General features: G+C 52.3%; 13 protein-coding genes. 9 read left to right on the top strand and 4 right to left on the bottom strand.

Annotation, left to right across the window (positions count from 1 at the left end; translation table 11 throughout):
* Positions 1–49: 49 nt before the first annotated feature.
* The gene (locus tag LBW89_RS14780; RefSeq protein ID WP_225039435.1) at positions 50–1,042 is read left to right on the top strand and encodes an aldose 1-epimerase; all 993 of its coding nucleotides are present in this window, start codon (positions 50–52) and stop codon (positions 1,040–1,042) included.
* A gap of 103 nt (positions 1,043–1,145) precedes the next feature.
* Here the strand turns inward: LBW89_RS14780 and LBW89_RS14775 are convergent, their stop codons facing one another.
* Positions 1,146–1,511, bottom strand: coding sequence for a LytTR family transcriptional regulator DNA-binding domain-containing protein (locus LBW89_RS14775; RefSeq protein ID WP_225039434.1), 366 nt, complete (start codon positions 1,509–1,511; stop codon positions 1,146–1,148).
* A gap of 175 nt (positions 1,512–1,686) precedes the next feature.
* Between LBW89_RS14775 and LBW89_RS14770 the strand changes: the two genes are divergently transcribed.
* On the top strand, positions 1,687–2,772 hold the full coding sequence (locus tag LBW89_RS14770; RefSeq protein ID WP_225039433.1) for a lactonase family protein: 1,086 nt from the start codon (positions 1,687–1,689) through the stop codon (positions 2,770–2,772).
* On the opposite strand, the gene LBW89_RS14765 is transcribed toward LBW89_RS14770, so the two are convergent.
* Positions 2,769–3,860, bottom strand: a complete 1,092-nt coding sequence (locus LBW89_RS14765) for a bifunctional 3-deoxy-7-phosphoheptulonate synthase/chorismate mutase (protein ID WP_148449956.1) — start codon at positions 3,858–3,860, stop codon at positions 2,769–2,771. The two genes, LBW89_RS14770 and LBW89_RS14765, sit on opposite strands and share 4 nt — an antisense overlap.
* Before the next feature lie 557 nt (positions 3,861–4,417).
* On the opposite strand from LBW89_RS14765, the gene LBW89_RS14760 reads away from it, so the two are divergent.
* Positions 4,418–5,476, top strand: a complete 1,059-nt coding sequence (locus LBW89_RS14760) for an AI-2E family transporter (RefSeq protein ID WP_148449954.1) — start codon at positions 4,418–4,420, stop codon at positions 5,474–5,476.
* A 62-nt stretch (positions 5,477–5,538) separates the two neighbouring features.
* Here the strand turns inward: LBW89_RS14760 and LBW89_RS14755 are convergent, their stop codons facing one another.
* The gene (locus LBW89_RS14755; protein ID WP_225039432.1) at positions 5,539–6,078 is read right to left on the bottom strand and encodes a hypothetical protein; all 540 of its coding nucleotides are present in this window, start codon (positions 6,076–6,078) and stop codon (positions 5,539–5,541) included.
* A 123-nt stretch (positions 6,079–6,201) separates the two neighbouring features.
* On the opposite strand from LBW89_RS14755, the gene LBW89_RS14750 reads away from it, so the two are divergent.
* From LBW89_RS14750 to LBW89_RS14730, 5 genes are all read left to right on the top strand, one after another.
* Positions 6,202–7,227 (top strand): FUSC family protein, encoded by a 1,026-nt coding sequence (locus LBW89_RS14750; protein ID WP_148449950.1) that lies wholly within the window; start codon positions 6,202–6,204, stop codon positions 7,225–7,227.
* Between the two features lie 219 nt (positions 7,228–7,446).
* On the top strand, positions 7,447–9,792 hold the full coding sequence (gene helD / locus LBW89_RS14745) for an RNA polymerase recycling motor HelD (protein WP_225039431.1): 2,346 nt from the start codon (positions 7,447–7,449) through the stop codon (positions 9,790–9,792).
* 92 nt (positions 9,793–9,884) lie between these two features.
* Positions 9,885–11,129 carry an MFS transporter gene (locus LBW89_RS14740; protein ID WP_225039430.1) on the top strand — a complete coding sequence of 415 codons (1,245 nt, stop codon included), beginning with the start codon at positions 9,885–9,887 and terminating at the stop codon, positions 11,127–11,129.
* 179 nt (positions 11,130–11,308) lie between these two features.
* Positions 11,309–11,986 carry a ribose 5-phosphate isomerase A gene (gene rpiA, locus LBW89_RS14735; protein WP_225039429.1) on the top strand — a complete coding sequence of 226 codons (678 nt, stop codon included), beginning with the start codon at positions 11,309–11,311 and terminating at the stop codon, positions 11,984–11,986.
* A gap of 14 nt (positions 11,987–12,000) precedes the next feature.
* A complete protein-coding gene (locus LBW89_RS14730; RefSeq protein ID WP_225039428.1) occupies positions 12,001–12,435 on the top strand; it encodes a GNAT family N-acetyltransferase in 435 nt (144 codons plus the stop codon).
* A gap of 58 nt (positions 12,436–12,493) precedes the next feature.
* Here the strand turns inward: LBW89_RS14730 and LBW89_RS14725 are convergent, their stop codons facing one another.
* Positions 12,494–13,168 carry a tetratricopeptide repeat protein gene (locus LBW89_RS14725; protein ID WP_225039427.1) on the bottom strand — a complete coding sequence of 225 codons (675 nt, stop codon included), beginning with the start codon at positions 13,166–13,168 and terminating at the stop codon, positions 12,494–12,496.
* 225 nt (positions 13,169–13,393) lie between these two features.
* Between LBW89_RS14725 and LBW89_RS14720 the strand changes: the two genes are divergently transcribed.
* Entirely contained in the window at positions 13,394–14,101 is a 708-nt protein-coding gene (locus tag LBW89_RS14720) for a hypothetical protein (protein WP_225039426.1), read from the top strand.
* The last annotated feature ends 300 nt before the right edge of the window (positions 14,102–14,401 follow it).

Genomic DNA, 14,401 nt, shown 5'->3' with positions numbered 1-14,401 from the left:
AGGTTAAGGAAGCAATCATGACTAAGAGGTGTTAGGGGAGATTAGCGAGATGGCACAATTGAAGGCATACGAGGGTTCGTTTCACGGGGAGCCCGCAGTTTGGCTGCAGGCCGGAAAATATGAAGCCGCCATGGTACCCGGTGTGGGAGGGAACTTATTAGCTTTTCGCGATACCGAAAGCGGTTACCGTTTTTTGCGTGAACCGGCGGGGCATGAAATGGACGACTTCAAAAGCAATCCGGGCGTCTACGGGATCCCGGTATTATTCCCGCCAAACCGTTATCAGGCCGGCGTATTTCCCTGGAAAGGGAAGGAGTACCGGTTCCCGGTGAACGAGGAAGCGACCGGAAACCACCTGCACGGCTTTTTGCACACGGCCGCTTGGGAAGTGGAGGATTACGGACATACCAAACTGGAAAGTTTCGTTACCGTCAAAGCCGCGGTCGATGAAGGGCACGACGCCTACCGTTACCTCCCGTTCCGCTTTACGGTGAGATTAAAATACAGTTTGAGCGAAGACGGGCTATCCCAGCATTTATTCGTGCAAAACCTGGATGAACAGGAAATGCCGTGTCTGCTGGCCTTCCATACGGCGGTAAACGCACCGTTTGCTCCCGACAGCGAAGCGAAGGATTATCGCGTCAAATTGACGATCGGCAAGCGGTGGGAGCTTGATAACCGGATGCTCCCGACGGGGAACCATCAGGCGCTGACCGAAGAGGAGAAGCAATTGCAAAGCGAGGGCATTTATCCTTTTTACGCTTCCATGGATAACCACTACACGGCGGTTCCGCAAAACGGCCGAAACCGGATGGAGCTGACCGACACGAAGATCGGAAAGACGCTGGTTTATGATGTCGGGGCCTCGTACAAGCAGTGGATGATTTGGAACAACGGGGCGACCGAGGGATTCTTCTGTCCCGAACCTCAGATCAACCTGGTCAACGCGCCGAACGTGGATCTGCCTGCGGAGGAAATCGGCCTGTTCAGCCTGGCGCCGGGGGAAATCTGGGAAGAGACCGCCCGCTTATATGTGAAGTAAGGGTCGGGGGAATTTCCGAAGTACGGCATACAGGAAACCAAAAAGTGCGGGTTTGCGGAGGGAACAGCTCCCTTCGCAACCCGCACTTCTTGCGTTGATTCGCTTAGCCTACCTGATCCATACCGGCCGTTCCGCGGTGTCCGGACACAGGGAGCAGACGCTTGATCTGCTCCAGGTTCCGCCGGGGAACCTGAATCGTCTTGATTCCGTGGACTTCATCCCGGAACAATACGACATTGTCCCGAATCTCCGCGATTTTCGGCAAATTGACGTAACAGTTGGTACTGATGCGGTAGAAGGAAGGGTCCGTTACGAGCTCGGAGGTTTGTTCGGCGGAAAGTCTCTGTTTTATACTATAATTTCTGCCATGGAAACAAACGAGTCCGTGAGCCCCAATTTTGAAGAAATACGTGTCGTGCGGGTCGAAATCCTCGTAAACGTCTTTCTTCTCCAATCCGACATTCATCATTCCAAATCCCCCTTTAGAAGATGTTGTGGAAGCGCTTGCAGTATACCATATTTTTACGCGTTTGTGTAGGGGATATGCTTAAAATTTAAAAGCTTCCGAAGCGAACGGCTGGACTTTTTCGTTCTTTTACGGAAGAATAGTTTAGAAAGAACATATAAAAAGGAGGCCGAATTTCTTGTCAAACTTATCGCAACGTCTGCTTATATTCGTGGGATCTTATGCCGAACCGGACAATACCGGGGTTTACGTCTATGCATTTGACCCTGTCCAAGAGGACTTCGAGCGTCTTGACGCCGTATCCGGCTTCAAAAACCCGACCTTCTTGAGCGTGGATGCCGACCATCGCAAAGTGTATAGCATTGCCGAAACCCAAAATAAGGCGGGGGAACGAATCGGGGAAGCCGTTGCGTTCGCGGTCGATCCTGAAACTGGACGGCTCCGTGAACTGAACCGGAGTCATACGATTCAGCCCTCATCTTCGCATATCGCTCTCGACAGGGAGAACCGATACATCGCGTTGTCAGGCTATCATGGCGGGAACGTAGGGTTGGCCAAGCTTGAAGAAGATGGGTTGGTGGGCTCCCTGGTCGACGAACAGCAGCATGCGGGAAAGGGGGCCGACCCCGAGAGACAGGATCGGCCGCACCCGCACTCCTCGCTGTTCAGCCCGGATAACCGTTACATGCTTGTAGCCGATCTGGGCCTGGATTTGGTGCGGACTTACGCTTTTGAAGCCGAGTCAGGTACGCTCAAACCGGTCTCCGATGCGATCACGCCGCCGGGTTCCGGCCCCCGGCATATGGCCTTCCATCCGAACGGGAAGTGGGTTTTCTCCATTAATGAAGTCGGGAATTCCATGACGACCTATCGGTATGACGCCGATTCCGGACGTTTGACGCCGGTCGACACGATCTCCACGCTGCCCGACCATTTTCAAGGGGAAAATACGACCGCGGAAGTGGCGGTGTCGAAGGACGGCCGTTTTCTATACGGTTCCAACCGCGGTCATGACAGCATCGTGCAGTACAGCATCGATGAGAACAGCGGCAAGCTTTCCCTTGTGGAGTATGTATCCACCGAAGGCGGACATCCCCGTCACTTCGCCTTGACGCCGGACGGCGGCCATCTGATCGCGGCCAACCGGGATGCGAACAATCTGGTCTTGTTCCGCGTTGATCGGGAAACCGGACGGCTGCAATTTACCGGGAAGACCGCAACCGTGTCGAAGCCGGTGTGCGTGCGTCCCGTCCTGTTTGGTTAAGCTTCAGCGGAAGCTTGTTCCTTGAAAAGACCGGACGACGTAATGCCTTCCCACAGCTCGGCGAATTGCGGAATATCGAGCTGCTGGGCGGCGTCGGACAAAGCGGTTTGCGGATCCGGATGAACCTCCACCATAATCCCGTCGGCGCCGGCTGCTAGGGCGGCTTTGGCGCAGGGCAGCAGGATGTCCTTTCTTCCCGTGGAGTGCGTCACATCGACCAGCACGGGAAGGTGGGTTTCCTGCTTCAGCAGCGGTACGGCGGAAATGTCCAGCGTGTTGCGCGTCCATTTCTCGTAAGTGCGAATGCCGCGCTCAATGAGCATGACCCGGCTGTTCCCGCTAACCGCGATGTATTCCGCGGCATGTACGAACTCCTCCAACGTGGCGGCGAGCCCCCGTTTCAGCAATACGGGAATGCGGGCTTTGCCCGCCTCTTTAAGGAGCTCAAAATTCTGCATATTTCTGGCTCCGATTTGGATGATATCGATATACTGCTCCGCCAGTTCGATGTGAGCCGGATGAACGATTTCGCTGATGGTCGACAATCCGAATTCATCGGCCACCTCTTTAAGCATTTTTAACCCCTCGATCCCCAGACCCTGGAAATCATACGGAGAGGTACGGGGTTTAAAGGCGCCGCCCCGCATTACCTTGATCCCGGCCTTCCGAAGGGCGGAGGCCACCGTTTGCAACTGCTCATAGGACTCTACGGAGCATGGACCCGCGATCATGACCTGAGTTTCGCCGCCGATGCGTGTGCCGTTTACGGCGATCACCGTATTTTCCGGCTGTTTCTTACGGCTGACCAGCAATTGCCGTTGATGCTCTTCTTCCTGCAAGTGAAGCGAAGCCTTAAAAATCTCCTTGAAGATATGCTTGATCTCGGCATCGCGGAACGGACCGGGATTCAGCCGCGTCAGTTCATCGAGCATGTCTTTTTCCCGCACCGGGTCAAACTTCGGAACCCCCTGTTTCTCTTTGATCTCCCCGATGGCGCATGAAACTTCCGCGCGCTCGTTCAACAGGCGAAGGATCTCGTGGTTTATGCGGCTTAGCTGGGCGCGCAAATCCTCCAAGGTTTGGCTCATGTTTACACACTCCTCTGAATAAATTTTTTATGGGAGCAGAAAAACAAAAAAAGGCTGCCTTGTGAGGGACGGATTATTCCGCGGTACCACCCTCATTAGACAACCTTCCGGTTTCTCAGCTTGGACACGGATAACGGTGTGCGGCCGGATTTCCTTAATATCGCTCGAGAGTGCCGGGCGGGTTCGGGAAATCGACTCGGGAGCGAACTTCAGCGATGCGGCTCCATCGGGGTGCTCTCAATCTCCGGCACCGCCGTCCCTGTGTGGACGCATTCGCTTACTTTTCTCCGTCAACGTCGATCTTGCAGATGAATACAAAGGATAATTACGTAATTACCGGAGATTATAGTCTTTACCGAAAAAGCTGGCAAGCGTGCGCAATCCCGCTTGGAAACTGCAACGCAATGTTTCGTTAAAGCATTTAAAGGGAAAGGACAGGCGATGGGTGAGAAAATTGAGAAAATTGTCCTGTTTGCTGACTTGCTTTTCGGGCAGGGGCTGACTTAAGATAAACCCATAGGTTTTTTGAAACCACATAAGGGAGCAGGTTGCAAATTATGACGTTTTTTAGGGAATTGTTTCAAATGCCGGGTTTTCGCAGGGTGCTGGCCCTGTTGTTTGTCATACTGGTACTTTATTTTTCGCGCAGCATGCTCAACATGATGTTAATCACGTTTATCCTAACGTATTTAATCAACCGGATACATAATTTCATTGCCCGGAACGTGGACAAAGTTATCCGTATTCATCGAAGTATCACGATCCTCTTGATTTATATCGTGATGATTTCCCTGCTTGTGTTGGCCCTCGTCAATTATTTTCCCGTGTTTCTCACGGAACTGACGGATTTGGTGAACCAAGTCATCTCCTTCTACGACAATCCTCCCACAGATTTGCCGGACAATATCATTTTGAATTTTTTGGTGGATACGCTTAAGGACATCGATCTTTCAGCCTATATCAAAGATGGATTTAGTTTTGCGGTCAACGCCCTGTCGGATATCGGAAAATGGAGCTTAAATCTGTTCGTCGCCATTATCCTTAGCTTGTTCTTCCTGTTGGAGAAGGAGAAGGTAACCCATTTCACCGCGAAGTTTAAAGCGAGCAAGTTTTCGGCACTGTTCGTCGAACTGGAGTATTTCGGCAAGAAATTCGTCTCCTCCTTCGGGAAAGTAATTGAAGTCCAGTTTATGATCGCGCTCGTGAATGCGGTGCTCTCCACGATCTTTCTGTGGATTTTCGGGTTCCCGAATTTGGTGGCTTTGTTTATCATGATCTTTTTGCTGGGTCTCATTCCGGTCATGGGCGTGATTATCTCGCTGATTCCGTTATGCGCGATCGCCTTTAAGATCGGCGGCCTGGTCAAGATCGTTTATGTCCTGGTGATGGTTGCCCTGGTGCATGCCTTGGAAACCTATTTCCTGAATCCGAAGTTTTACTCCAATAAAACGCATCTCCCGATCTTTTACACCTTCATGATCCTGCTCGTTTCGGAGCATTTCCTCGGAGTTTGGGGGTTAATCATCGGGATCCCGATCTTCATGTTTTTGCTGGATATCCTGGAAGTGCCGATCGGTACGGCGAAGAAGGAGAAGCTGTCTCCAACTGGAAAATAAACCAACAAGACAGAAAGGACGGAGCCGTCGCCAGTCCTGGCGGCGGCCCCGTCCTTTTTTTACTAATTTTGCGCGGTCTCTGGCTTTGAATTCGGAGCGGGCCATACAATATGATTATGCTGCATGTCCATCGCCGGATGGCCGGGGCTGCCGTGCTTCCAAGTCCGATGAATCGCTTTCTTTAGCCTGTCCGGCAAACTCTGCTTGATTTTGGCGGCCTGCTCCGGCTTCAGCTTTCCTTCGGCGACGGCTTCGTCCATATGACGGGACGCCGTTTCCGTCAGTTTTTTGATATACTCGGCTTCACTCCAGCCCTTCTCGGCCTTTACGACCTGCATCAGCGACTGGCCTTTTCGCAGCCGATCGACGAGCTCTTTCGGTTCCATCCCGAGCATGGACGCCGTATCTTTAACAAGGTGCCCGCCGCGGAAGTGCCGGAAGTGCGGGTGATGCGGCTTGTTTTGTCGTTCATCGTTCTCCGTTTGGGGAGGAGCGCTCTCTGCCGGCGACGTAAGGGCGAATGCGGGAGAGGCGGTAAAGACACCCCACCCTGCGACCGCGGCAAGGAGCGTGGCGGCTGCCAGACGTTTCAGCTGGTGCATAGACTTTTTTCACCTCATCGTTTAGAATAATTTGGGCCTTGCCTTCTTAGTTTAGACAAAATGAACGGATTCATATCAATTCGGGTAAAAATGAGAAAGAGAGAAGCAACAGGAGGAATCGATGTGACGTTTGGCGCAAGAATGCTAAAAACCGGTCTTGCGGTGACCTTAGCTTTATATGTGGTGAGCTGGCTCAATTTATCGTCGCCGGTCATCGCTGCGGTTGCTTCTATTTTTGCGATGCAGCCGACGATTTACCGGTCCTGGAGATATTTGCTTGACCAGCTTCAGACCAATACGCTTGGGGCCGTTCTCGCTATGCTTGGCGGTATGCTGTTCTCCAACGAACCGATTGCGGTAGGGTTGGTCTGCATTCTGGTCATTATGATCTGTTTGAAGCTGAACATGGGCGAGACGATCGGAATCACGCTGGTTACCGTCGTATCGGTTATGGAAGCCTCGGGGCAATGGGAGTTTGCTCTGAACCGGTTTGCCTTGAGTTTGATCGGCATCGTTTCGGCGTTCGTCATCAATGTTCTGGTCATGCCGCCCAAGCCAAAGGTGCAGTACCTGAATCAGATCCAGGAAACCTTCCATCAGCTTTCTTTGCTGCTGCGTACGGCGGTCTCCGATGAAATGAAGGAAACGGTGTTCCGGAGCGAGAAGCGGAAGCTGGAAGACAAAATCAATTCACTAAACGACAAATTTAAGTTGATGGAAGAAGATCAAAAGAAGTTGAAAACGCCCAAATTCAGCGATAGCCGTCAATTGGTCGTATACAAACAAATGTTGAAGGCTCTCCGAAAAGGATACGGGGTTTTGGACGCGGTGGAGCAGCACTATTTCCAGGCGGTCGTCCGCACGCCGGAAATGAACCGCGAATTCGACCAGCAGTTGGAGAAGCTGATCAAATTTCACGAGCACATTATGCTCAAGTTTGACGACAAGCTGAAACCGAACAATCGGGAGGCCGAGGAATTCGAGCGGGAGAACGATGAGTTTCTGCGGCGCATGCTGGACCGGTACGCTTCCGAACGGGTTGGCGTTTTGCGCCTGTCGATCGTCTCGGCGGAGATGTATGAATACGGGCATCAACTGGAGAGGCTAAACCGGTTGGCGGATCACCGTCACACCGCCGGTGATTCATAAATAACAAAAAAGTCCTGCCGCTCGGCAGGACTTTGATCCATTAACGATAATATCAAGTTGAAAAAGGCGCATAAAATGGTTACAATAAAAGCCGATATAAACATGATTAACAAAGCAAACATATCCTAAAAAGATTATATCATAATTGTATTCCAATGTCAATAGGCTGTTTGCCTTGTTGGTAAAGTCGTTATATAGAAGCTTACAAGGGGAGCGATCATGGTGAACGGAACGGATCAAACATGGAAAGAAGAGCAGCAGCGCGTCGAATATGTCTCCGACCGGATTGACGAACAGATTGCGCAGTTAGAGAGTGAAGTGGGCAGCGTACGCGGGGATGTCGTGACCATGCGAAAGGAATTTTGGGATGAGGTAACCGTCAACTTCTCGGAAGCCGACGATGTCGGAGAAACCTCCACCAGCTTGCGCCAGCAATCGCAGGTGTTGTCCGAGCGGGAGAAGAGCCATCAGCACGCCTCGGCCGCACTCGGAAAAATGAAGCGGCTCAAACAGTCGCCTTATTTCGGACGTATCGATTTTGAAGAAGAGGGTTACGGGACCGATTCGATTTATTTGGGGATCGCTTCGCTGCTGGAGGAGGGAGATGAGACGTTTCTCGTCTACGACTGGCGCGCACCGATTTCGAATCTTTACTACGACAGCGTTCCCGGACCGGCGTCCTACGAGACCCCTTCCGGGACGATTGAAGGCACGATGACCCTGAAACGCCAGTTCGTGATCCGGGGCCGCGAAATTAAAGTGATGTTCGATACCGGCGTAACGATCGGCGACGAGCTGCTCCAGCAAGTTCTCAGCCGCAGTTCGGATGCCCAGATGAAGAGCATCGTGGCTACGATTCAGCGGGAGCAGAACCGGATCATCCGCAATGACAGAAGCCGCATGTTGATCGTCCAGGGGGCCGCAGGCAGCGGAAAGACCTCCGCCGCCTTGCAGCGCGTCGCTTATTTGCTTTATAAGCATCGGGATACGCTGCAGGCGGACCAGATGATTCTTTTTTCGCCGAATCCGATGTTTAACAGCTATGTGTCTACCGTACTGCCGGAGCTCGGAGAAGAGAATATGCTGCAGACAACGTTTCAGGAGTATCTGGAACATCGGCTCGGCCGTGAATTTCAGCTGGAGGATCCCTTCATCCAGATCGAATATGTGCTTTCGGGCCGGGAAGACGAGGACTATGCCGCCCGCATTAACGGGATCCGCTATAAATCCTCGGCTTCGTTCCTTGATGCGATCAATCGGTATAAGCAGCTGCTGGAACGGAAGGAGATGCGGTTCAAGCCTTTGAGGTTTATGGGCAAGGTGGTGGTGGACGCGGACACGATCGCGGAGAAATTCTATGCCTTTGATCCGGCGATTCGGCTGGCCAACCGGTGTGAGCTTTTGAAAGATTGGCTGCTCAAGGAGCTGGCTGCCTTCGGAAAGGGCGAGCTGAACGAACCTTGGGTCGAGGAGCAGATTCAAATCCTGGACATCGAGGATTATCAGCGGGCGTTTCAACGGATGCGCCGCAATCAAAAAGGGCGGGCCGACAATTTCAGCGATTACGACGAAGAAAAAGTCATTCTATCCAAAATGGTGGTCAGCGACCGGCTGAAACCGCTGCGCAGATGGGTAAAATCGCTGCGGTTCGTCGATGTTACAGCGCTCTACAGCCAGTTGTTTCAAAATCGCGACCTGTTCCGGGAAATCCACGGCGGCGAGCTTCCGGTGGACTGGGACGCCATCTGCGTGCAGACTCTGGAGAAGATCCGGGAGGGGGAGCTGTTTTACGAGGACGCCACACCTTTTCTGTATTTGAAGGAACTTATTCTGGGCTTCCGTTCCAATACCTCGATCCGGCATGTCATTATCGATGAAGCCCAGGATTACTCGCCCTTTCAGCTGTACTTTCTCAAGCGGCTCTTTCCGCGTGCCCGTATGACGGCGCTCGGCGATTTGAATCAGGCGATTTACGCTCATGCCTCGGTATTGCAGCAGTCCACGTCGCTGACGGAATTGTACGGGGAGGAGCAGAGTGAGCTGATCACTTTGGTGCAAAGCTATCGTTCCACGCGGGAAATCGTCGAATTTACCCGAGGGATGATTCCCGGCGGTGAGGCGATTGTGCCGTTTAACCGGGAAGGCGAAAAGCCTGAGGTGCGCGTTCTTGACGATGTCGCCGAACTGAACGGACGAATCCGGCAAGATATCGAAGGGCTTCGCGCCGAGGGGTATGACATGATCGCGGTCATCTGCAAAACGGCGGCCGAAAGCCAGCAAGCCTATGAGGCGCTGTCGAAAGATTTGCCGGTGAAGTTGATCAAGAAGACGACGCTCTCTTTTGAGAAAGGAATTCATATCATACCGGCTTATTTGGCGAAGGGCGTGGAATTCGATGCCGTTCTGATCTACGACGGTTCGGACGAGAAATATACCCGCGAAGCGGAGCGGAAACTATTTTACACGGCGTGTACGCGGGCTATGCATCTGCTGCATGTGTATTCCGTGGGGACGCCCAGCCGTTTTGTCCGCGAAAGCCGGGAGGATACGTATATTCTTGTATAGGTGTGAATAAAGGCCCGGAGTATATTTTCGTGAAATACAACCAAACTACCCTTTATGGAATGATTTATCGACTGTGAAGGGTGGCCATCATAATGGATAACAAAAAAGGCGATTTGGCTGCGCTCGCTTCCATCCCGCTCATCATGACCTTGGGCAATTCCATGCTGATCCCGATACTTCCGCAAATTGCCCGCGAGCTCCGCGTTTCCTCGTTTCAGGTCAGTTTGCTGATTACGGTGTACGCGGTCGTAGCCATTCTGCTCATTCCTGTGGCCGGATATCTTTCGGACAAATGGGGGCGGAAAAAAATCATTCTTCCCAGCTTGGTTATCGCCGGGATCGGGGGAGCGGTTTCCGGGGTTGCCCCCTGGTTTTCGGAAGGCTTGGCGGTTTATTGGATCATTCTGGCCGGGCGCTTTTTACAAGGAATTGGCGCAGCCGGCGCCTTCCCGATCGTCCTGCCCCTGGTGGGGGATCTGTTCGACGAAGAGGATGAAGTAAGCCACAGTCTGGGGATTATCGAAACCTCGAATACGTTCGGTAAGGTGCTCAGCCCGATCCTAGGGGCGCTCTTGGGCGCGTGGATCTGGTATGTGCCGTTTCTGGCGATTCCTGTTATGTGCCTGGTGTCTCTTCTTCTGGTCCTGTTCTTGGTTAAAGAGCCGGAACGCCGTCATGAAGCCAAGCCTTTAAGGGAGTTTTTAACTTCACTGAAAAACGTGTTTGTCGAGAAAGGGCGCTGGCTCTATGCTATTTTCGCGATCGGCTGCATCTGCATGTTTTTGCTCTTCGGCGTGCTGTTTTATTTATCCGATCAATTGGAGAAACGGCATGGACTGGACGGTGTGTTAAAAGGGCTGGTATTGGCCATTCCTTTGGCGGCCCTGTGCCTGGCTTCCTATATTACGGGCAAAAAAATCGGAAAGAACAAAAAGCTGATGAAATGGTGTGGAGTTGTCGGGCTGATTATGGCAACGGGAGCATTGTTCGGGATCAGCTTTTTGAACAATATTTATTTCGTGATCGCTTGTTTGATCGTATGCGGGGTCGGCATCGGAATCGTTCTGCCGAGTTCGGACGCTTTAATTACCGAAGGGATCGATAAGGAATTAAGGGGAACGATCACCTCCGTTTATAGCAGTATGCGCTTTATCGGGGTTTCGTTGGGACCGCCTGTCATTTCTTTGCTGGTGGGGGCCGGCCACACGATGATGTTCATCGTGATCGGAGCCGTGGCGCTGATCGCGGTAGTGCTCCTGCTGCTGATGGTCAAGCCCGAATCCGACAAGGGAGAAGAGGGCAGACGAAAAGCGCCTAAACCGATCCATCAGGCTTGACGCAACGGTTGTCATAGTTGAATATACCTAATGATGAACAGCGAATCCGGGATTTGCCGAAAGGGGGATCTCGGGGTGCGCTGTTCTTTTTTGCGCCTGTTTTTGGTATGATATTAGCTGGTTCGATAAAAAACAAAATCCGTTACATATAGGATGCCACAAAATAAGGAGGCGGAACTATGAATGCGAAACAGGCGGCTGGATATAAGGCGGCCGAATGGGTTCGGGACGGGATGACCGTCGGTTTGGGAACCGGGTCCACAGCCTATTATGCTATCGAGAAAATCGGAGAGATGGTGGGCAAGGGCTTGAAGATTCGGGCGATTGCGACCTCGAATGCTTCCGAGGAGCTTGCGGTGAAATACGGGATTCCGCTAGTGGCGGCATCCGAAGTGACCCGGCTGGATATCGCGATCGACGGAGCGGACGAAGTGGATCCGCAGATGGCGCTGATCAAAGGAGGGGGCGGCGCTCTGCTGCGCGAGAAGCTGGTGGCGATCAACAGTGACCGGTTCATCGTCATTGCGGACAGCGGTAAAATGGTGTCCCAACTGGGAGGATTCAAGCTTCCGATCGAGATCGTGCCTTTTTGCTATGAATGGACGCTGGGCCGGCTGCAAGAACGCTATAAAGTTGAAATCGAAATGCGCCAGCGGGACGGACAACTTTACGTCACGGACAACGGGAACTATATCGCGGATGCGTCTTTTGGCAAGATTGTATCGCCGGGCGAGTTAAGCCATGAATTGAAAATGACGACCGGCGTCGTGGATCACGGATTGTTCGTGGATATCGCCGATACGGTTATCGTAGGCTATGACGATGGAAGAACCGAAGTGATCGGTAAAAAGGAATAAGGGAGGAACCGAGCGTGCTCGTTCAAGTGACATCGTTCCCCGCCGAAGAGGCTCTGCGGGAGCTGATGGAATATGCGGCAGGTTTTGACCCCGAACGGGAAAAAGAGGCCTGGGAACTTTATGCGTCCGGTGGACAAGCCGAGTTATACGGTTATCAAGAGGAAGGGGAATGGATCGGGTTAATCGGCTTTGCCCTCCGGGAAGGCGGCCAGATGGACATTCACCATCTTGCGGTACATCCGGAAGACCGCTTGAAAGGTTACGGACGCGGAATGCTGCTGGAGACCTTGCTTCTCAAACAACCCCGGGTCATTACGGCCATAACCGATGAAGAGGGAGCCGATTTTTTCCGCAATATCGGATTTTCGGTCCAAGGCTTTATCTCGCAAGGCGGGTACGAGGAGTTTCGGTGCGTTTATCGGACAGAGGAAGAAGAATCGGACGAATAGAAAAAATGAAAGCCGCATCCTCCGTGTGAACGGGGATGCGGTTCTTTTATTTTTTCGGCTAAACAAACAGGGAAGAAAAGTAGCTGCGCACCGCCCATTTTCGTTCATGGCGTTTTTTGAATTTAGGCAGGCTTCTGTAGACGGCTATGGATTCCTGAAAGGCTTGGTTTGCCTCTTCTTTGCGCCCCAGCGAGCGGTAGAGACTGCCGAGAAGGTAGCAGGCTTCGCTGGAGGAGGATTGGATTTCACCGTATTTACCGACGTAGGCCAGCGCCTTTTCGGGATTAGCTTCCTTAAAGGCTAGGGCCAGTGTTAAATAAGGTTGGCCGTATCTTACGCGTTCATTTAGCCGGATCGCTTGTAGTATCATGGCTTCGCCTTCGTCCAGACGCCCCAGCCCGATGGTCGCCCTCCCCAAATCGTCCCAATATTCCGCCGAGCTCTCGGAGTAGTCTCGCACTTCTTCAAGAAGAGCCAGCGCTTCTTTGTACTTTTTGCGTTCCAATAACAGGCGGGCCAGTTCACGCTTCGCGGAAACATCAAACGGACTTAAGGAAAGCTGCTGGCGTAGCTTGCTAATATTTCGATATCTTTTGTAGGGTATGGAAATGCTCGGAAATACGCCGATAAAACGCCGATCGATAAAATAAAGGACTGCGAGCAAAATTATAACGGCAATCCAGGGATTTCCTATCAACCAGGTCAACAAAATAAAAAGCATGAGCTTGCTCATAAGTTCCTCCACCCATCATTATATTTACCAATTATAACATAGTTTGGGCGCTGGACGATTATAGTTATACGATGGTTTGGGTATTAATGAATAGGAGTAAAAAAAGAAAGAAGCCGCCAAAAGCTGGCGGCTTCTGAAGTTGAACGGTTTGACGGAGGTTACTGCATACCGCGCATAACCGAGCTGGAGCTCGATGGGCTCAATTGTGACCCGGACGTTTGGCCGATGGAAGATCCGAAGGACGATCCGCCGGATCCCATGGATCCAACGGAACCGACAGACCCCATAGAACCGGTGGAACCGGCAGATCCAACTGAGCCGAGGGAACCGGCGGAGCCGATAGATCCGACGGACCCTGCGGAAGATCCGAAAGAAGAACCGCTTTGCGAACCGAAGGATGATCCGGCCGACGATCTGAGCGAAGAAGTTCCAAAGGATCCTGCCGACGAACCGGAGGCTCCGAACGACGAATTTACAGGCGAAGCTCCGATGGAAGAGCCTGCGCCAAAGGATGCACCGGATCCGATGGAAGAGCTTGCGCCAAAGGATGAACCGGCCCCGATGGAAGAGCCTGCGCCAAAGGAGGATCCAGACCCGATGGAAGAGCCTGCGCCAAAGGATGAACCGGCCCCGATGGAAGAGCTTGCGCCAGAGGAGGATCCAGACCCGATGGAAGAGCCTGCGCCAAAGGAGGAGCCGGCCCCGATGGAAGAGCTTGTGCCTGAAGAGGAGTCGGATCCGATGGAAGAGCCCATGCCAAAGGACGAACCCGAGCCGAAGGAAGTTCCGCCGGAAGAAGCGCCAATGGAAGAAGATCCAATCGAAGAAGATCCAATCGAAGAAGATCCAATCGAGGAAGAGCCGATGTTTCCTTGGTTAAATCCCGTTTGGCCAAATCCCCCCCCAAATGAGCTGGACGGTCTGTATTCCTGACTTCCGAATTGGCTGGTTCCAGAAAAAGAGGTTCTTTCAATTTGGCTCGTCAGCTGCGACAGTTGCTGGAACTGCTGCATCGCTTGCTGATGACCTTGAATTGCTGTCTGAATCGTTTGAACCGCCTTGCGTTCGCGTTGAGCCAACTGCTCCAGTTGAATCGCGTTTTGTTGTTCCTGTTCCAGCATTTGCTGATACATGGCGGTAGATTGGCGGGTTTGCTGTTCCAATTGTCTTACAATCTGTTCGATCTCGCGAACTTGCTGAGAGACATTATTGTACATGTAGTTTGTCCTCCTA

Source organism: Paenibacillus sp. alder61 (assembly GCF_020179875.1).
Classification (GTDB): domain Bacteria; phylum Bacillota; class Bacilli; order Paenibacillales; family Paenibacillaceae; genus Fontibacillus; species Fontibacillus faecis.
This window is presented reverse-complemented; position numbering and strand designations above follow the sequence as displayed.